Below are 20,039 nucleotides of genomic sequence, written 5' to 3'. Positions count from 1 at the left end.
CGCACTCATCGTGGGATAAAAGAGGAGTGTGAACATTATGAGTTTTTCATTACAGATTTATTTCATACCACGGCATGCATAAGAGTTGTATTCTTTTCAGTCGTTTAATGTGATCTGTAATATAATTGTCATCTTAACGACATATTCTAGTACTAAGTCAAAAAGGGTAGAGAGATCAATGGCACAAGCCGAGTTTTCATTGCAGGAAAAAGATAAGAAACGATTGATCAAAGATCGTTTAGTTCGATTTGCAGTGACATCCGGTGGCGTAGGGGTTTTAGCAGCCCTTGTTTTGATCTTCGTTTACCTTGCAATGGTGATCATCCCTCTGTTTTCTGATGCAGAGATCGAAACCAATTATGCCTCTAGAGTAACCCAAAGTGGGAAGCCTCTCGCAATTTCTGTCGATGACTATTCTCAAATTGGACTGGTGTTAACCCAGTCGGGGGAGGTTCGTTTCTTATCGCTGGATCACCCAAGTAAGCCAGCTTTATACACACAACAAATGGCTCGTAACCCTGTCGCGTTTGCTCAATCAGCCCCTGGTTTAGGTTGGTATGGATTAGTTGATGAAAATGGTTTCGCTCACCTTTTTAAGCCAGAATTTAACGCGACATTAAGAGAAAATACCCGTCCACCAGAGGTCATTCCTTTTAGCTCTGGCATGGATATGCAGCTAACAGATGCCAGCGATCCGGTAACACAGTTTGTCTTTAGTGCTTCGACCCAAACCCCAACGTTAGTATGGCAGACTCAGACAGGAGTGCTTAAAGCTCGCTGGCAAGAGCCACAGTTATTAGACGCACCACCGATTACCATTGATTACACTTTTTCATCAGGTTTTGATTCACCCGATCAAATGTTACTAACACCCGACGGAAAAAACTTGTACCTACGTAATGGCTCCGAGCTGATTGTGTTAGTGAAAGGAGAAGATAAGTTCTCTGTGCGTGAGGTCATCGATCTTACTCAAGGTGATACTAAACATTCGGTGAGAACCATTGACTTATTAGCCGGCGCTTATTCCATCTTGGTTACTCATAACGATGGTCACGTTTCTCAATGGTTTGATACCCTACAAGGTGATCAACGCACCTTGACGCACATTCGTGAATTCAAGTTGGCATCGGAGCTTAAGTACTTGTTGCCGGATTCCCACCGCAAAGGTTTTTACAGCTTCTACACTAACGGAACGTTGCAGAGCCATTACACCACCAGCGAGAAACTGGTGCTGTTTAAGCGTGCATACAAGCAGGCACCTGTGATGGCGGGAATGTCGAATAACGAGCGTTATCTGATTACTTGGCAAAATGACGAGTTAAATGTGGCGTTCGTTGATAACCCATACCCAGAAGTATCGTTGTCATCTTTATGGCAAAAAGTGTGGTATGAAGGTTACCCTGAGCCAGAGTTTGTATGGCAATCGACCTCGGCCAGTGATGATTTCGAAGCGAAATTCAGCTTGGTTCCAATTGCGTTTGGGACCATTAAAGCGGCGATGTTCGCGATGTTATTCTCGGTACCTTTGGCGGTACTAGGAGCGATTTATACGGCTTATTTTATGTCGCCTCGAATGCGTCGTGTGGTGAAGCCTTCAATTGAGTTAATGGAAGCTTTGCCGACGGTTATCATTGGTTTCCTTGCCGGGCTTTGGTTCGCTCCGATTGTGGAAGACCACCTGATTACCGTTGTGGTGATGCTGTTTGTTTTGCCTCTGAGCACCATGGTGATGGGCGGACTATGGGCGCTGATCCCACAACCAATACGTAACCGCCTGCCAAACGGATGGCATGCTTTGGTGTTAATGCCTTTGATTTTGCTGTTGATTGGTTTAGGTGTGTGGGTATCGCCAATGCTTGAGCAAGCCTTCTTTGGTGGTGACATGCGTTTGTTCCTGACTGATCATGGTATTGGCTTTGACCAACGCAACGCGCTGGTGGTTGGTTTAGCGATGGGCTTTGCGGTTATCCCTACGATTTTTACCATTGCAGAAGATGCAATTTTCTCAGTGCCGAAGCACCTATCGGATGGCTCATTAGCTCTGGGAGCCACGCCATGGCAAACCTTGATTTATGTCGTCCTGCTGACAGCCAGTCCGGGGATTTTCTCGGCAATCATGATGGGGCTTGGTCGCGCTGTGGGTGAAACCATGATTGTGTTAATGGCGACGGGCAATACACCATTAATGGATTGGAACGTGCTAGAAGGCTTACGTAGTTTGTCGGCAACCATTGCGGTTGAATTGCCAGAGTCGGAAGTGGGCAGTTCTCACTACCGATTATTGTTCCTATCAGCATTAATTTTGTTTGTCTTCACCTTTGCGGTGAATGCATTGGCGGAATGGGTTCGTCAAAGACTTAGAGATAAATATCGTGCGTTGTAATCAGTTAATGAAAGAGCGAGTAATAGCGTGTTAAATTGGATTCGTTCTGGCGCACCTTGGATATGGTTAACTGGGGGAGCGGTAAGCATCAGCTTGCTTTCTGTCCTTGGTTTATTGCTGTTGATTGGTTGGAAGGGACTCACATACTTCTGGCCCGCGCCACTTTATCAATGGAATGTTGCTGCGCTGACTCCTGTGCAAGGCGAAGTGTTGCATGAAAACTCGACTCTTGTTGGTCAAGTTTACGAGCGCAGTTTTGTACCAAGAAGTTACCTACCAGAAGATGCGGCGAATAAACTCGAGGATGATGAAGAATTCGCGACGCGCTTAAACATCAAAATTGCTAACCGTGAATTGTATCCATCAGATTTTATTTCTGTGCTGAAAATACAGTTGGATGATCCGACGACGCCGAGTGAATGGGCGGTGATCGAACGCAGCAGTGGTGGCTACTTCTTTGGTAAATTTGTAGCCTTCCAAGACGGGAAAAAACGCTACGAAAACAACATCCAAACGCTTTTGGATCAGAAGCTCGATGATGCAGAAACCTTACATCATGAAATTGATATGTTGGTGGATGATCAAGTAAAAGACTTGGGATGGCAGTTAGAGCAGCTTCGCTTAGACAAACGCAAGCACGAGCTCAACGACACCATCACGGACGAGTTTTTGGTGAACAATAGCCAACGAAAAGCCGAAATTGAAGCGGAACTCGTGAAGCTAGATACTCAGCTTGATGGGTTACGTTTAGGCTTCTCTGATTATTCTCTCATTGTCGAAGACATGACTGGAACTCAGGTTTCGATTCCATTAGAAGACATTTTGGACTACTGGTATCCAAACCAAATGTCATTGCCTGAGAAGGTTGCCCATTGGGGGAAACAGGTTTGGAAGTTCTTATCCGAAGCCCCTCGAGAGTCGAACTCTGAAGGCGGTGTTTTCCCAGCAATTTTCGGTACGGTTTTCTTGGTTATCATCATGTCTATCATAGTGATGCCATTGGGTGTGGTTGCGGCGATTTACTTGCATGAGTATGCCAAGAACAATGCGCTTACTCGAGTGATCCGTATTGCAGTTATTAACCTTGCTGGCGTTCCTTCGATCGTTTACGGCGTGTTTGGTTTGGGCTTTTTTGTTTACACCATTGGTGCCTCTATCGATAACCTGTTTTACGCCGAGCGGTTACCCGCTCCAACCTTTGGCACGCCTGGCTTGTTGTGGTCGGCACTGACTCTGGCTGTCTTGACGCTACCGGTGGTGATTGTAACGACGGAAGAGGGTTTAACCCGTATTCCGAGTTCTGTTCGTCATGGATCGTTGGCGTTGGGCGCAACGCAGTTCGAAACGCTGTGGCGTGTGGTTTTGCCTATGGCAACCCCTGCGATCATTACAGGTTTAATTCTCGCAATTGCCCGAGCTGCGGGGGAAGTGGCGCCATTGATGCTGGTGGGCGTTGTGAAGCTGGCTTCTAGCTTGCCAGTGGATGGGCAATTCCCTTATGTGCACTTGGACAGAAAGTTCATGCACCTAGGCTTCCACATTTACGATGTTGGCTTCCAGACTTCGAATATCGAAGCCGCGCGCCCGCTGGTTTACGCGACTTCTTTCTTACTCGTGACGGTTATTGTCGGACTAAACTTAACAGCAATCAGCATTCGTAATAATCTGCGAGAGAAATACAGAACTTTAGGACAAGATTAAGCATGTTTAACTTTGATAATACATTGGGTTACGAGCCACCATTGGATGTGCATAACCTGACGGATGAACAAACGGCTATCTCGATTGAGAACCTTAATCTTTTCTATGGCCAGGCTCAGGCGCTACATGATATCTCCATGCGCATTCCGAAAGGGCGCGTAACGGCGTTCATCGGCCCGTCAGGTTGTGGTAAATCCACACTGCTGCGCTGTATCAACCGCATGAACGACTTAGTTGAAGGTTGTAAAGTGACGGGTAAAGTACGTTTGCATGGTAAGAACGTCTACAACCCAAGTGTGGATGTCGCCACGCTGCGTCGCCGCGTAGGCATGGTATTCCAGCGCCCAAACCCATTCCCTAAGTCGATTTACGAAAACGTGGTTTATGGCCTTCGTCTGCAAGGTGTGAAGAACAGTCGCATGCTGGATGATGCGGTCGAGCGTTCACTACGATCTGCGGCATTATGGGACGAAGTAAAAGACCGTCTGCATGAAAACGCATTTGGACTTTCTGGCGGCCAGCAACAGCGTTTGGTGATTGCTCGTGCCGTCGCTATCGAACCCGAAGTTCTATTATTGGATGAACCGACATCGGCATTGGACCCAATATCAACTTTAACTATTGAAGAGCTTATCAATGAGCTCAAGACTCAATATACTGTGGTTATCGTTACCCATAACATGCAACAAGCGGCGCGCGTCAGTGACCACACTGCATTTATCCATATGGGTAAGTTGATTGAATACTCGGATGCGGATTCGATCTTCACTTCTCCAATGAAGAAACAAACCGAAGATTACATCACCGGTCGTTACGGTTAAGTCACGATCTCTTAAGGATTAAAGGAAAGCCATGCAGTTTGGACGTCACATCTCAGGACAATTTAACGTAGAGCTAGAATCGATTCGTACCCATGTACTTACCATGGGCGGCTTGGTAGAGCAGCAACTGTCGTATGCTATTCAAGCCTTGCATAAGGAAGACATCGAACTGGCGCGTAAAGTTGTGCGTGATGATCATAAAGTGAACGCGATGGAAGTGTCTATTGATGATGCTTGTACCCGTATCATTGCCAAGCGTCAGCCAACTGCAAAAGACTTACGCTTGATCATGGCGATTATTAAGACCATCACAGATCTTGAGCGCATTGGCGATGTTGCAACGCGCATTGCTTATGTCGCAATTGAAAGCCCATCATCGAAAGAGCGCCAATTCCAAGTCTCGTTAGAGCCTTTATGTCGTCAAGCGATCCAAATGTTACACCAAGTGCTCGATGCCTTTGCGCGTATGGACGTAGAAGCCGCAGCAGAAGTACACAAGCTTGATGATAAGTTGGACGCGGAATACGAAGCGGTGATTCGTCAGTTGATGACTTACATGATGGAAGACCCGAAAAACATTCCACATATTCTGCAAGTGATGTGGTCGGCACGTGCCATTGAGCGTGTGGGCGATCGTTGTCAAAACATCTGTGAATATATCATTTATTTCGTGAAAGGCAAAGACGTACGTCACCTTGGTGATCAAAGCATCGATGACGTACTGAAGTAAGTCTTAAAGGCGCAGGCCAAAGCCCAGAGAAAAGTTAATTGCCGTATCAGTAAAGGTGTGGGTTTTATCGTTCATGAAAACGTCTAAATCCGCCCCTGCTCTTACCGACAATATTGGGTTAACTTGATATACGTAAGCGCCACCAATACTCAATCCGTTTGTCTCTCTGCGTTCACTTTTGTACGTTCCATCGTACTGAGCTAATCCTAAGCTTGCTTGAAACCCCATCTGCGGCTGGTGGCCAAATAAGTGCTGGAAGCCAATGCGATAGGCGTCGATGGTCTCATCATAATTACCGCTCTTATAAGTAATCTGGGAGTAATCAAAATACAGCGCATCAAAGCCCGCCATATCGGACGCACCCATTTGGATACCAGCCCCTCGAAATGAGCCAATCTTAACTTCTGGAGAGATATAAAGCCCTGATGCGCTTACTGATAAGGGGACGAAGAGTGCAAGTAAAGGGAGGATATTTTTCATGTAACTTCTCAATGCATTTATCTAAGAGGCCTCCTTGCAAATTTGAGCTGACATCCTTTCAGTTAGCTAGGGACAAGTCATTCTATTGAGAAGTAATTTTTATAACTAAATAGCTTTCATTATTTTAGTGATAATCAATGCTTATTAGACTCATCAATTAACGCCATTTCAATCAGACCTTTTAGCCAGTTTACTAAAGGGTTATTCCGGTTTCGGACGTGTATGTGGCAATGTACAGACTTCATTTGTGGTTGACCATTGATGGTCAAATCGACAGCCCTTAAGCCCGGAAACTGCTCTATAGGAAATAGATTGGAGTGAGGTAAATACATATCGGTATGTTTCACCACATCAATGATCGCCATGACTAACTCAGAGCGAAATCCAATCGTGTGCTCGATACCCATTTCGGTAAGAAGTTCAGATGCATAGCTAAATTTGTCGTTCCACCCTGGGGAAATTAAAGAAGCAATTGGGTAACCGCTAAGATCACGTGGCTCAACGTGAGATTTTGTGACTGGATGACCTTCTCGAACAAAAATTCGTCCTTTCAAATCGAGTACTTTAGGAGCATAAATCTCTTTGTTTGCCAGAAGTAATTCGTAGTTTATGCCCATCAGGGTTTCACCCTTTAAGATTTCATCCACAGTACTGTTTGACCAACCGACCAGTTCAAGTTGGGCGTTAGGGGCTAATATTCTAATTTGTTCGAAGAGGAAACCGGGCAAGCAAGTCATTGTAATTGGCGCAAGCGCAATACGTATTTTTATATCCACTTCGATAGGATCAAACTGATGGGAACGATTAACTGCCGAAGCTAAACCATCGAGGAGCGGCGTAATATCGTTAGCGAGGGATTCGGCGAAAGGTGTCGGTTCAAGACCTGTTTTTACTTTCACAAACAGCTCGTCATCAAAGTGATTACGCAGCTTTTGTAATGCTTGGCTGATTGCTGGCTGCGAGACCAATAGACGTTGTGACGCTTTACGCATGTTTCGCTCTTGCATCAAAATCATAAAGGTTTTGAGTAAGTTCAGATCAAGGGTATGAAACAAGTCTTTCGCCATGGTGTCTCTCTAGTATTTATCAGGGACAAAGGTTTGATCGTCGATAGGGGCACGAACATAACCTTCTTTACTCAGCTCTGGTAATTCGATAACGGGATGCTCAAGTTCTTCGTACTCGACTTGGCTGAGTAAATGACTGATGCAGTTCAGCCGAGCTTTCTTTTTATCATCAGAAGGGACCACCCACCAAGGACAGTTTTTCGTGTCTGTGTAGGCAAACATCTTATCTTTTGCCTCTGAATATTCTGCCCAGCGATTACGTGATTCCAAATCCATCGGGCTGAACTTCCAACGTTTGATTGGGGTATTGATGCGTTCTAAGAAACGCTTTTCTTGTTCTTCATCGGAGACTGAAAACCAGTACTTAATTAAGATGATGCCAGAGCGTTGCAACATGCGTTCAAACTCAGGACAAGAGCGGAGAAACTCTTCATATTGGTCAGGGGTACAAAAGCCCATGACTTTCTCTACGCCAGCACGGTTGTACCAACTGCGGTCAAACAGCACGATTTCCCCAGCAGCAGGCAGGTGTGCTACATAGCGCTGGAAGTACCATTGTGTTTTTTCTTTTTCTGTTGGGGCGGGAAGGGCTGCGATACGGCAGACACGAGGGTTGAGTTTTTCAGTGATGCGTTTGATGGTGCCACCTTTGCCAGCAGCGTCGCGTCCTTCAAACAGTACCACGACTTTAAGCCCTTTGTGTTTGACCCATTCTTGGAGCTTAACTAATTCAATTTGCAGCTGTTCTAGTGCTTCTTCGTATTCCTTTTTCTTCAGTTTCGCCATGTTTCCTCCCGTCCTTAGTTATCAATATGTTAGCACTCAATAACCAAAGACGGGATTTGAAAGCCCTTAATTGAGAGCTGTTACCATTTTAGCGATAGCTTCGGTATTGGTGACTGGAATCGAAAAATCATCTACATCGGCAGCGCCCATTTTGCTTTGCTCGGCAATAAAGGTCATGTGACTTGGGCGAGTTGTCTTGCCAGATAAATGCACTTCGGTGACTTTGGCTTGTTCAACGATCTGACCTACATTGTCTGCATTCACACTGGCGCCCGCCATGATCGCAATGCGTCCTTGTGCTTGTTCAACTAAGGCTTTAAGCACATCGATACCTTGCGGTGCAGAAGGTGCAAGGCCGGAAGTCAAAATACGTTCACAGCCTAAGCTGATCACTTCTTCTAAGGCTTTTTCAGCATCGCGACACTGATCAAAGGCACGATGGAAGGTAACACCTAAACCAAGCGCTTGGGCAAATTCACACAGTGCTGTTGCGTAAGGCATATGAATGTCGCCGTCTTGAGTGAGCACGCCGAGCACGACACCATTCAAGCCTGCTTGTTTGGCTACTTCAATATCCCAACGCATCATTTCGACTTCTTCCTCACTGTAGAAGAAGTCGCCTTGGCGAGGGCGAATCATCGCGTAAACCGGAATAGTAGAGCGTTTAGCGGCTTGCTGCATAAAGCCATAGCTTGGTGTTAAACCACCCAAAGCAAGTGAAGAGCAGAGTTCGATGCGGGTTGCACCACCGGCAATCGCATTGTGGAGTGATTCAATGTTATCAATACAGACTTCAAGTTGAGTGTTCACGAGGTTGTCCTGAATTATTGTAATTACAGCAAATACTAGCAGGACGAAAGAGGAGAATCTTTATAAGAAGGCAGGGAAATAGAGGTAAACTTTTTGCGTGATGCTTGCCTCTTTTGCTTTTCAAAAGTGCAGATAAAAAGAAAGCCCAGAGCGAACTCTGGGCTTTTTTATGACTTTACTTAGACTGATTGGCGTTTGCGGTTTTTCCGCTATAGCTTTTTGCTTTATATATACATCCAACCAACACACCCATTGAGCTTGGGCGGCAGTGTCTATTACTTGCTTAGGTCGTCTGCGTGCTCAGATAGGAACGCTGCAACACCTTTTGGAGATGCATCCATACCTGCTTTACCTTCTTCCCATTGTGCAGGACATACTTCGCCGTGCTTCTGGTGGAAGTTTAGTGCATCAACCATGCGTAGCATTTCGTCGATGTTACGACCTAGTGGTAGATCGTTAACTACTTGGTGACGTACAAGACCGTCTTCGTCGATTAGGAAAGAACCACGGAAAGCAACGCCTGCTTCTGGGTGTTCTACATCGTACGCTTTACAGATTTCGTGTTTAACGTCAGCAACTAGAGGGTATTTAACTTGACCGATACCGCCATCTTCGATAGCCGTGTTACGCCATGCGTTGTGAGAGAACTGAGAATCGATAGAAACACCGATTACTTCAACACCTTTAGCTTGGAAATCAGCTAGACGGTTGTCGAATGCGATTAGCTCAGATGGGCAAACGAACGTGAAATCTAGTGGGTAGAAGAATACTACTGCTTTCTTACCTTTAGTGAATTCTGCAAAGTTGAAGTTTTCAACGATTTCGCCGTTACCTAGAACAGCTGCTGCAGTAAAGTCAGGGGCTTGACGACCTACTAGTACCATTTTTTTGCTCCTAAAAATTTTGGTTTGCTCCAAACCTACATTCAGTTATTTAGGTTTGGTCCGTGTTTGTGCGAGACAAACTATAGTACAGATTGTAGTATTGAAAAAAGCGAAATAAATAGATTGAGTTCATCGAAAAAAGCGATAACACCGAAACTATTATCTCGATCACTGGAACAGCAATAGATACAAATAGAATTATGAATAAATGGCCTAGCTTGAAGCAGTTACACTATTTGGTCACTCTGCATGAAACTCGACATTTTAGTGATGCTGCTGAGCGTTGTTTTGTCAGTCAATCTACCTTAAGTAAAGGCATCCAAAACCTTGAAGAGTTGATTGGTTGCCCGCTTTATGAAAAGAAAGATAAAAAAAGCCCATTAGTTTTCACCCAAGCTGGTGAGATGGTGGTGCAACATGGTCGAGAATTGCTCGCTAAAGGGCAAGATCTTGTTGAGCTGGGGCGCCTATGCCAAGGTGATGATATGGAAGGGCAGCTAAAAGTAGGTTGTATTCCGACCATTGCTCCTTTCTTATTGTGCGACCTTGTTCAAGAGGTGAACTACCGCTTCCCGCAATTAAACCTTCTATTAAGAGAAGACACGACGACCAACTTGCTGCAAGCACTTCGCCACGGTGAGTTGGACGTGTTGATTCTGGCTCTGCCTGTAGAGATAGAAGGAATGGAAAGCCGTGTGGTGGGGCAAGACCCGTTCCGCATGGTGATCAGCGCCAATCAAGCGGATTCCGTTCCTGTGCCGATCCGTTATGCAGATTTGCCAGATGAATCCGTCTTCTTATTAGAGAAAGAGCACTGTCTTACTGAACACGCGGTTTCAGCGTGTAAGTTGACGGATAAAGAGAAGATCAACCCCTTCACCGCGACCAGTCTTCATACCTTAGTACAGATGGTTGCTAATGGTCTGGGTACCACGTTTATTCCGCAAATGGCGATTGATCACGGTTTACTTCACAACCAGAACTTGGTGGTGATCGACCCTCCAGGTCAGCAAGCATATCGCGATATTGGTTTGGTTTGGCGTCCGAGTTCGTCACGATCAAACACTTTCAATCAATTGGCAGAAGTCGTCTCTGAACTGCTTTAGCTATTAGTATTAGCCTGCTACTCCCGAACTAATATCAAAAAGCGCACTAGAAATAGTGCGCTTTTTAGCATTTTATTCTGTGCGTGAACTTTGACTTGTAAAATTTTACAGATGAACTTTCATGAAGCTTTCATAAAATAGTGAAATTTCACAATGTTAATTTTACACAACTACCTGTGTAACGCGTTTAAGTCGCGTTTAATTCCCTCTTCCTAGCCCTTGTGAATACAAGGATTTTTCTCCCGCCTCACTATTCATACGATTGTTTGAATTTAAAAATGACCTGTAAAATTAATGTAATTAAATTACGTAATAAATTACAAATTGAGCTCAAAAATCAAACGCTTGTTTGATACCGAATAAAACTTTGAATTTAACGTTTTGTTTACTTGAGGGGTTTCGCTTAAACCTTTGTTGGGTTAGCTTAATTAAAGGCTTGTAAGACTTATGTCTAGATTGAAAAAGCAATTCAGGTTGCGCAAGGTATAGACATAACGAAGCGAAGTGAACGCCAAATCAAAGGATGTAATTTGTTGTTCATAACTTACAAATGTAGCTTTAGGCTGACTGCCCAAGATGAATAAAGCACGTTAAGGATGAATGATTATGCTTGCTCAGACAGAACAAAAAACACAACAACTAAAGCAAACCCAAGGCATGCTTGAGGTGAATGGAGTCGTTGCTCCTGAACATCAAGCAATTTTCCATGTTGAAGCCCAAACCTTCTTATCTCTACTGTGTGAAAAATTTGCCGGACGTGTTGAACAGTTACTGGAAGCACGAGAAGAGAAGCAAGCACGCATTGATGCTGGTGAGCTGCCAGATTTTCTACCAGAAACACAAGACATTCGTGAAGGAAGTTGGAAGATCCTTGGAATCCCGCAAGATCTGCAAGATCGCCGAGTGGAGATTACTGGACCAACTGATCGCAAGATGGTGATTAACGCACTGAATGCGAATGTAAAAGTGTTCATGGCAGACTTCGAAGATTCGATGTCTCCTGCATGGAGTAAAGTTCTGGATGGTCAAATTAACCTGCGCGATGCTGTTAACGGCACCATCAGCTACACCAATTCTAGCAATGGCAAACACTATCAGCTGGCAGAAGACCCAGCGGTGTTGATCTGCCGTGTTCGCGGACTGCATCTAAAAGAAAAACACGTAACGTGGCACGGTCAGATCATTCCAGGTGCGCTATTCGATTTCGCTCTGTACTTCTACAACAACTATAAGGCGCTACTGAAAAAGGGAAGCGGTCCTTACTTCTACATTCCAAAGCTGCAATCGCATCATGAAGCGAAGTGGTGGAGCGAAGTGTTCCATTTCACCGAAGAGTATTTCGGTTTGGATACTGGCACCATCAAAGCGACTGTGCTGATTGAAACCTTACCAGCCGTATTCGAAATGGATGAGATTCTGTTCTCACTGAAAGAACACATCGTTGGTTTGAATTGTGGTCGCTGGGATTACATCTTTAGCTACATCAAGACACTGAAAAACCACCCAGATCGCGTACTGCCAGATCGCCAAGTGGTGACCATGGACAAGCCATTCCTCAACGCTTACTCAAGATTGTTGGTGCGTACTTGTCATAAACGTGGCGCATTTGCGATGGGCGGCATGGCGGCCTTTATTCCGGCTAAAGACCCACAAGAAAACCAAAAAGTGCTGGATAAGATCCGCAACGACAAGTCATTGGAAGCCAATAACGGTCACGATGGCACTTGGGTTGCTCACCCAGGGTTGGCAGATACTGCAATGGAAGTGTTCAGCACCACATTGGGACAGCGTACTAACCAATTGGAGGTAAGCCGTGCAGAAGACGCACCAATCACCGCCACAGAGTTACTTGAACCGTGCGAGGGTGAACGCTCAGAAGAGGGTATGCGCCATAACATCCGCGTTGCGCTGCAATACATCGAAGCTTGGATCTCTGGCAACGGTTGTGTGCCGATTTACGGACTGATGGAAGACGCTGCTACCGCAGAAATCTCACGTGCTTCTATCTGGCAATGGATTCAACACGGTAAGTCGCTCGACAACGGATTGAAGGTCACTAAAGAGTTGTTCGAACTCTATCTGAAAGAAGAGATTGAAGTCGTGAAGCAAGAAATTGGCGAGCAACGCTATCAAGCAGGTCGATTTGAAGAAGCGGCAGACTTGATGGCTAGGCTCACCACAAGCGATGAACTGACCAACTTTTTAACCATTCCAGGTTATGACTACTTGGATTAACCCAAAGATTTTAAACACTCAATTTATCTAACTAATACATGTTTATTTAACCAATACGTGAAGGATTCGAGGCAGATAAGGATGTACTGCCTGAGAACGGAAAACTCAACGCACATGCACAAGTGCACATTATAAGAGGGATAGACCAATGACTAATTTAACTCGCCGCCAACAAATTGAAGCTCTGGAAAAAGATTGGGCAACCAACCCACGCTGGAAAAACGTAAAACGCACCTACACTGCGGAAGAAGTAGTAACACTGCGTGGTTCTATGGTACCTGCGAACACGATTGCACAACGTGGTGCTGACAAACTTTGGTCACTGGTCAACGGTAGCTCAAAGAAAGGCTATGTTAACTGCCTTGGTGCACTAACGGGTGGTCAAGCCGTACAGCAAGCGAAAGCAGGTATCGAAGCGATTTACCTATCTGGCTGGCAGGTAGCGGCAGATAACAATACTGCGTCTACGATGTACCCAGACCAATCTCTGTATCCAGTAGATTCTGTTCCTTCGGTCGTTAAACGCATCAATAACTCGTTCCGTCGTGCAGACCAAATTCAATGGACAGCAGGTAAATCGCCAGAAGATGAAGGCGGCATTGATTACTTCCTACCAATCGTCGCGGATGCAGAAGCAGGCTTTGGTGGTGTACTTAACGCTTACGAGTTAATGAAATCGATGATCGACGCAGGTGCGGCAGGTGTTCACTTTGAAGACCAACTGGCATCCGTGAAGAAGTGTGGTCACATGGGTGGTAAAGTACTGGTTCCAACTCAAGAAGCGGTGCAAAAACTGGTAGCAGCTCGCCTAGCCGCGGATGTTGCTGGCACAACAACACTGGTTATTGCGCGTACCGATGCAAACGCAGCCGACTTGCTAACGTCTGATTGCGACCCATACGATAAAGACTTTATTCAAGGAGAGCGCACTCCAGAAGGTTTCTATCGTGTTCGTGCAGGTATCGACCAAGCGATTTCTCGTGGTTTAGCTTACGCTCCATACGCGGATCTAATCTGGTGTGAGACGGCAACGCCATGTCTAGAAGAAGCTCGTAAGTTTGCAGAAGCGATTCATGCCGAGTACCCAGACCAACTGTTGGCATACAACTGTTCGCCTTCATTCAACTGGGAGAAAAACCTAGATGCAGAAACCATTGCTAAGTTCCAACAAGAACTGGCGAATATGGGCTATAAGTACCAGTTCATCACGCTAGCAGGTATCCACAACATGTGGTTCAACATGTTTGAACTGGCACACGCTTACGCACAGGGTGAAGGCATGCGTCATTACGTTGAGAAAGTTCAACGTCCTGAGTTTGAAGCAGCAGAGAAAGGCTACACGTTCGTAGCGCACCAGCAAGAGGTAGGTACGGGGTACTTTGACAGAATGACCAATACTATCCAAGGCGGGCAATCTTCAGTGACAGCACTGACAGGGTCTACCGAAGAAGACCAATTCTAACAAGCATAGAGTCCATAATTACTACGTTAGTAATGACATCTTGAGCGGCGAATTAGCCGCTCTTTTTTTGCTTTTTATTTGTTGTGAGTGCAATAAGTTCTGCTCAAACTATTCTGTTTCTAGCTCTTCAGGTTCAACCTCTTCCTGAAGCTCTAGTAAGTTGATTGCGATGGAAACAAAGTCTGTGTCGGTGATAATCCCGACTAAGTGACCTTTAGTTACCACAGGTAAACAGCCTACTTTGTGTTTTTGCATATAGATAGCACTTTGCTTTAATCCAGCTCTTGGTTCTGCTGTCATGATGTTGGTGTGCATCATTTCATAAAGCGGGGTGTCGAGGGTAAAAGATTGTTCAGCCTCATCTGGGTGTAAACAGGATTCTTGTGCGGCAAGAATATCGCGTTGAGTCACCAAGCCTTGTAAGTGTTTATTGGCATCAACAACCGGAATATGTCGAATATCAAGCGCTTCCATCATGCTTTTTGCGTCACGTAATGTGTGCTCACGCAGCAAGGTATGAGGGTTGCGAGTCATCATGTCTTCAACCTTGATCATAGAGACCTCCAGCGGCATTGTCCTTCCTTTAAATATAGAGAATATTTTTCCGTATATCTGGGAGCTGCCTCGTTTTTCACTAATAAAATAAAACGATTAGATGGAGATCAATCAGAGGTGAGAATGTACTGGAGTTTTCCATAATTCCAGCTACTCATTTGGGGTGATGTTAGGATGTAAGCGCTATCATAAATAACCAAAGCTAAGGCGTTGAAACCTTTGGTTACTCTTAACGTTGCTTGAAATGCACACAGATAAGACCATACGCTTTCGCATCGACACAGCGACCGATGTAGTGTTTACCAGGTACGTTTACAGCGCAGTGGCGAGGGACTTGTTTTAAGGCACAAGCTTGTTGCTGAGCACGAAACAAATCTGTTCTCCCATCGCCAAAACTGCTGGCAGAAAACAACAATATTGAAGCACTTAAAGTGGCTAGAAAGATCTTCATACTTACCTCAATTTATCATCAAAGAGCGTATCGCTCACTATCAATATAGTCGCCCCTCATCCCTATTGATAAGTTTGTTTTTAATTGGTAATTGCAGGGTGGGAACTCAATGCGAGTCAGTTTGCACTTTTGACTGATAAGGTGTGTAGGGCGCAGTTAATCCAATGAATTGAATCGCACATTTTTACTTGCTTGATTTTCCAAGGTAAGTCTGTGGAAGAAGATACGCTCAGGCTTACCAGATTGAAGATAACAACCTAAATGAAACGAACGACGTGCAACAAGCTCATTGCTTTGGCAGTGGCGGCATTCAGTGTGCAATCCGCTCAAGCGATTGTGTTAGGAGATGAGCAAACCGACCCGGTTGATCGCGTGACTTTACGCGCAAGTAACATGGCAGAGTTTCCGCTGTGTGGCGGTACCATGCTGACGGAACAATGGGTATTAACTGCGGCACACTGTGTGGTGATGGGGCAGGGAACTAATGAAGCTAGCTATTATGTGACCCCTCCGGGTGAACTGTCCGTGAATGCCAATGTGTATGATCTAAATACTGCAGGGCTTGATAACTTCTATCCAGTTTCACATGTGGTAGTGCATCCGGATTACACGCGTATATCTAAAGCGGACATCGACAGTAACGGCAACGTCAAACCAATTCAAACGGGTTTAGATTCTGATATTGCATTGTTGTATCTCACTCGTCCGGTCGCGAATGCAAGATTTGCGGACTTAGCAAACAAAACTGAGATGGAGAATATTGAAGCGCGTCTGGCTGCTGATTGGAACGACAATTATCTAACTAATCAGCGTGTGGAAAACGTGCAAGTATTTGGTTGGGGAACCACTCAACCTGATGCGTCTGAATCCTCAGATACACTTAAAACCACCATTAGCACCTTTTTACCCATCGACAAATGTTATGAGCGCTTAGAAATTGGCAGCAGCTTTCCGGGAATCATTGATTCACGTGAGAACTTAACCAAAATATGTACTTTGCCAACTCGGAATGAAGTGCTGGACTCGGAGAGTAATACCCAATATGGCAATTCTGCATGTAAAGGTGACAGTGGTGGTCCACTCATCGATGTCGCAACGGGGAAGCAGATCGGTATTGTAAGCGGTGCTCCTCTTATTCTTCCGACATGTGGTTCACTCACTATCCCAAGTTTCTACACCAAAGTGAGCCAATATCATGATTGGGTACAGTCTTACATTACCGCTGACGCCCCCCCAAGCAGTTACATCATTGAACCCAACTTTATTAAAGAGGCCAATGATGACAATGGGGGAGAAGAAGAGTGTCACGATGGTATTGCGACCAACAACTGTGATTTTAGAGGCTCTGAAGACGATGGTGGTAGCTTAGGAATTTGGTGGTTGAGTGTTTTAGCTTCATTTACATGGTTGCGCCGACGTAAAGTATAAAATCAGGCCGCAATAGATAGAAAAGATAAGCAGCGAACTCCGCTGCTTTTTTATTGCTGCTAATCTTGATACTTTCACGTTTTATTACACTCTTAGTGAAAGGTTTTACAGTCAATCTAAGGGGATTTGCTTGCTATTGCAGCATGTAAACATATACTAGTCTGCTGCGAAAAACTCGTCGCAATTTTATCGTCGTTTTCGACGTGATTTGACCAATATATAAGACAAGTAACATGCAAGTATCAGATTTCCATTTCGACCTTCCAGATGAACTTATCGCCCGCTACCCTCAACCAGAGCGTACCGCTAGCCGACTGCTGCAAATGGATGGCAATACTGGCGAACTTATTGATGGCACATTTACTGATGTGTTGGACCAAGTTCAAGCTGGTGATCTAGTGGTTTTCAATAATACTCGCGTTATCCCTGCGCGTATGTTTGGTCGAAAAGAGTCTGGCGGCAAACTAGAAGTGTTGGTAGAGCGTATGTTGGACGAAAAGAGCATTCTGGCTCACGTTCGTTGTTCAAAATCACCAAAGCCAGGTTCGACTATTATTGTTGGCGAGAACGATGAATATTCAGCGCAAATGGTTGCTCGTCATGATGCTCTGTTTGAACTGAAGTTTGAGTCAGATAAGACGGTTTTAGAAATTCTGGAAGAAATTGGTCACATGCCACTTCCTCCTTACATCGACCGCCCAGATGAAGACGCAGATAAAGAGCGTTACCAAACGGTTTACAACCAAAAGCCAGGAGCGGTAGCTGCACCGACGGCAGGCCTTCATTTTGATGATGTTCTGCTTGAGAAGATCAAGGCGAAAGGCGCTGAGTTTGCTTACGTAACACTTCATGTTGGTGCCGGTACGTTCCAACCAGTGAAAGTGGACGACATTAACGATCATCACATGCACGCAGAATACGTTGAAGTACCGCAAGATGTTGTTGATGCGATTAATGCAGCTAAAGCACGCGGTGGCCGAATCGTTGCCGTAGGTACTACATCAGTTCGTTCGCTTGAAAGTGCAGCGCAAGACGCACTGAAGAAAGGTACGGAATTGGTACCATTCTTTGGTGATACTGAAATCTTTATCTACCCTGGCTACGAGTACCAGCTGGTGGATTGTTTGATCACCAATTTCCACTTGCCTGAGTCAACATTGATTATGTTGGTCAGTGCATTCGCAGGTTACGAGAACACCATGAATGCTTACAAGCACGCTGTGGATAACCAATACCGTTTCTTCTCGTACGGTGACTCAATGTTTATTAAGAAGAAAATGGCATAATGTTTTAACCCCTCCCTAGCCCTTCCCTTGTGAAAGGGGGGAGGTTAGGAGGGGGAGAAAGCTAATGATTTACGAGTGCTAGCAGTACGCTAGGAAACAGAGTAGAACTTCTGCTTTGTCTCTCGCAAGGAAAGCGACCGCTCCTTAAAGTGGGGAACACCCCCAAGATACATAGTCAGACTGTTTCTCTGACACTCGGAGGCATCGTGAAATTATCATTCGATCTTAAAAAGAAAAACGGCAATGCGCGTCGTGGTCAATTGACCTTCGAACGTGGCACTGTTCAAACTCCAGCGTTTATGCCAGTAGGTACTTACGGTACGGTTAAAGGCATGACTCCGGAAGAAGTAAAAGGCACTGGTGCAGAAATTCTGCTAGGTAACACGTTCCACCTATGGCTACGTCCTGGTCAAGAAGTGATGAAAATGCACGGTGACCTGCACGATTTCATGAACTGGCACGGTCCTATTCTTACTGACTCAGGCGGTTTCCAAGTATTCAGCCTCGGTAAAATGCGTAAGATCACCGAAAAAGGTGTTCACTTCCGCAGCCCTGTAAACGGTGACAAGATTTTCATGGACGCTGAAAAGTCGATGGAAATCCAAAAAGACCTAGGCTCTGATATCGTAATGATTTTCGACGAGTGTACGCCATACCCTGCGACACACAATGAAGCGAAAAAATCGATGGAAATGTCACTACGTTGGGCACAACGCTCACGTGACCATTTCGATAAACTAGAAAACCCGAACAACCTATTTGGTATTGTTCAAGGTGGTGTTTACGAAGACCTACGTGACGTATCGGTTAAAGGTCTAACTGAAATCGGTTTTGATGGTTACGCAGTTGGTGGTCTTGCAGTAGGCGAACCGAAAGAAGACATGCACCGTATCCTTGAGCACACGTGTCCACAGCTTCCAGAAGATAAGCCTCGTTACCTAATGGGCGTAGGTAAGCCGGAAGATTTGGTTGAAGGTGTTCGTCGCGGTATCGACATGTTTGACTGTGTAATGCCAACGCGTAATGCACGAAACGGTCACCTATTTGTGACTGGTGGTGTGATCAAGATCCGTAATGCGAAACATAAAACGGATACAACTCCGCTAGATCCGCACTGTGACTGTTACACTTGTCAAAACTACAGCAAGTCGTACCTTCACCACCTAGAGCGTTGTAATGAAATTCTAGGCGCGCGTTTGAATACTATCCATAACTTGCGCTACTACCAGCGTTTGATGGAAAGCATTCGCACGGCGATTGATGAAGACCGTTTCGATGAGTTTGTTCAAGAGTTTTACGCTCGTCGTGACCGCGAAGTGCCACCACTAAGCAAAGCATAAAAGAATTAAAGCCTTTGGCATGTCGCCAGAGGCTTTTGCTAATAAAGTAGGCTAACGTACGTTATTTTTGAGAAGGTGATCTCTATTACTCACTCTTAGACTTGAATCTAAATTACGAAAGCCCAACTTGTTGGATTATCAATAAAATATAATGAGGATGTTTTAATGTTTATTTCTCAAGCTCATGCAGCAGCAGAAGGCGCTCCAGCTGGCGGCGGTTTTGAAATGCTAATCATGCTAGGCATGTTCGCGGTGATCTTCTACTTCATGATCTACCGTCCACAATCTAAGCGTGTAAAAGAGCACAAAAACCTGATGTCTTCCATGGGCAAAGGCGATGAAGTGCTAACAAGCGGTGGTCTAGTGGGTAAAATCACGAAAATCGCTGAAGACAATGACTACATTTCAATTGAGCTTAACGCAAACAATGAAGTTGTAATCAAGAAAGACTTCGTAACTGCAGTGCTACCAAAAGGTACGCTGAAGTCTCTATAAAACAGCTAAAGGATCCTCG

The 20,039-nt window shown here is 45.1% G+C and carries 18 protein-coding genes; 11 read left to right on the top strand and 7 right to left on the bottom strand.

The features are described 5' to 3' along the window. Positions 1-178: 178 nt before the first annotated feature. Genes C1S74_RS08070 through phoU form a run of 4 tightly spaced genes read left to right on the top strand, consistent with a single transcriptional unit; the run spans position 179 to position 5,635 of the window. Positions 179-2,383 (top strand): ABC transporter permease subunit, encoded by a 2,205-nt coding sequence (locus C1S74_RS08070; RefSeq protein ID WP_045399991.1) that lies wholly within the window; start codon positions 179-181, stop codon positions 2,381-2,383. 27 nt (positions 2,384-2,410) lie between these two features. Further along, complete coding sequence (pstA, locus tag C1S74_RS08065; protein ID WP_045399994.1) at positions 2,411-4,084, top strand: phosphate ABC transporter permease PstA; 1,674 nt, start codon at positions 2,411-2,413, stop codon at positions 4,082-4,084. A gap of 2 nt (positions 4,085-4,086) precedes the next feature. Continuing rightward, positions 4,087-4,905, top strand: coding sequence for a phosphate ABC transporter ATP-binding protein PstB (gene pstB, locus C1S74_RS08060; RefSeq protein WP_005424834.1), 819 nt, complete (start codon positions 4,087-4,089; stop codon positions 4,903-4,905). A 31-nt stretch (positions 4,906-4,936) separates the two neighbouring features. Then, a complete protein-coding gene (gene phoU, locus C1S74_RS08055; RefSeq protein WP_045399996.1) occupies positions 4,937-5,635 on the top strand; it encodes a phosphate signaling complex protein PhoU in 699 nt (232 codons plus the stop codon). 3 nt (positions 5,636-5,638) lie between these two features. Here phoU and C1S74_RS08050 read toward each other — a convergent pair whose 3' ends face one another. From C1S74_RS08050 to C1S74_RS08030, 5 genes are all read right to left on the bottom strand, one after another. Further along, positions 5,639-6,115, bottom strand: coding sequence for a hypothetical protein (locus tag C1S74_RS08050; protein ID WP_045399998.1), 477 nt, complete (start codon positions 6,113-6,115; stop codon positions 5,639-5,641). Positions 6,116-6,249: 134 nt separating this feature from the next. Further along, positions 6,250-7,182 carry a LysR family transcriptional regulator gene (locus tag C1S74_RS08045; RefSeq protein ID WP_045400000.1) on the bottom strand — a complete coding sequence of 311 codons (933 nt, stop codon included), beginning with the start codon at positions 7,180-7,182 and terminating at the stop codon, positions 6,250-6,252. A gap of 9 nt (positions 7,183-7,191) precedes the next feature. Beyond that, the gene (gene ppk2, locus C1S74_RS08040; RefSeq protein WP_045400002.1) at positions 7,192-7,968 is read right to left on the bottom strand and encodes a polyphosphate kinase 2; all 777 of its coding nucleotides are present in this window, start codon (positions 7,966-7,968) and stop codon (positions 7,192-7,194) included. Between the two features lie 66 nt (positions 7,969-8,034). Next, entirely contained in the window at positions 8,035-8,778 is a 744-nt protein-coding gene (locus tag C1S74_RS08035; protein ID WP_045400005.1) for a copper homeostasis protein CutC, read from the bottom strand. 275 nt (positions 8,779-9,053) lie between these two features. Continuing rightward, the gene (locus tag C1S74_RS08030) at positions 9,054-9,662 is read right to left on the bottom strand and encodes a peroxiredoxin C (protein ID WP_005424820.1); all 609 of its coding nucleotides are present in this window, start codon (positions 9,660-9,662) and stop codon (positions 9,054-9,056) included. A 200-nt stretch (positions 9,663-9,862) separates the two neighbouring features. On the opposite strand from C1S74_RS08030, the gene C1S74_RS08025 reads away from it, so the two are divergent. The 3 genes from C1S74_RS08025 to aceA all read left to right on the top strand — a co-directional run bounded on the left by C1S74_RS08025 (position 9,863) and on the right by aceA (position 14,465). Beyond that, positions 9,863-10,768 carry a hydrogen peroxide-inducible genes activator gene (locus tag C1S74_RS08025; RefSeq protein WP_005440336.1) on the top strand — a complete coding sequence of 302 codons (906 nt, stop codon included), beginning with the start codon at positions 9,863-9,865 and terminating at the stop codon, positions 10,766-10,768. Positions 10,769-11,374: 606 nt separating this feature from the next. Further along, entirely contained in the window at positions 11,375-13,003 is a 1,629-nt protein-coding gene (aceB, locus tag C1S74_RS08020) for a malate synthase A (RefSeq protein ID WP_045400007.1), read from the top strand. A gap of 148 nt (positions 13,004-13,151) precedes the next feature. Then, positions 13,152-14,465 (top strand): isocitrate lyase, encoded by a 1,314-nt coding sequence (aceA, locus tag C1S74_RS08015; protein ID WP_038878398.1) that lies wholly within the window; start codon positions 13,152-13,154, stop codon positions 14,463-14,465. Positions 14,466-14,573: 108 nt separating this feature from the next. Here aceA and C1S74_RS08010 read toward each other — a convergent pair whose 3' ends face one another. Together C1S74_RS08010 and C1S74_RS08005 are read right to left on the bottom strand one after the other, a co-directional pair. Then, complete coding sequence (locus C1S74_RS08010; RefSeq protein WP_095760575.1) at positions 14,574-15,020, bottom strand: CBS domain-containing protein; 447 nt, start codon at positions 15,018-15,020, stop codon at positions 14,574-14,576. 229 nt (positions 15,021-15,249) lie between these two features. Next, on the bottom strand, positions 15,250-15,471 hold the full coding sequence (locus tag C1S74_RS08005) for a hypothetical protein (protein WP_045400009.1): 222 nt from the start codon (positions 15,469-15,471) through the stop codon (positions 15,250-15,252). A gap of 261 nt (positions 15,472-15,732) precedes the next feature. On the opposite strand from C1S74_RS08005, the gene C1S74_RS08000 reads away from it, so the two are divergent. The 4 genes from C1S74_RS08000 (at position 15,733) to yajC (ending at position 20,020) form a co-directional block, all read left to right on the top strand. Then, entirely contained in the window at positions 15,733-16,899 is a 1,167-nt protein-coding gene (locus C1S74_RS08000) for a trypsin-like serine protease (RefSeq protein ID WP_045400011.1), read from the top strand. Between the two features lie 233 nt (positions 16,900-17,132). Continuing rightward, entirely contained in the window at positions 17,133-18,185 is a 1,053-nt protein-coding gene (gene queA, locus C1S74_RS07995; protein ID WP_045400014.1) for a tRNA preQ1(34) S-adenosylmethionine ribosyltransferase-isomerase QueA, read from the top strand. Between the two features lie 206 nt (positions 18,186-18,391). Continuing rightward, positions 18,392-19,525: a tRNA guanosine(34) transglycosylase Tgt gene (gene tgt / locus C1S74_RS07990; RefSeq protein ID WP_039977015.1), complete on the top strand. Its 1,134-nt coding sequence runs from the start codon at positions 18,392-18,394 to the stop codon at positions 19,523-19,525. Positions 19,526-19,690: 165 nt separating this feature from the next. After that, positions 19,691-20,020 carry a preprotein translocase subunit YajC gene (gene yajC / locus C1S74_RS07985; protein ID WP_010446143.1) on the top strand — a complete coding sequence of 110 codons (330 nt, stop codon included), beginning with the start codon at positions 19,691-19,693 and terminating at the stop codon, positions 20,018-20,020. Positions 20,021-20,039 lie beyond the last annotated feature (19 nt).

Source organism: Vibrio hyugaensis (assembly GCF_002906655.1).
Taxonomy (GTDB): Bacteria; Pseudomonadota; Gammaproteobacteria; order Enterobacterales; family Vibrionaceae; genus Vibrio; species Vibrio hyugaensis.
The sequence above is the reverse complement of the archived record's forward strand: the minus strand, read 5'-3'. Positions and strand labels throughout refer to the sequence as shown.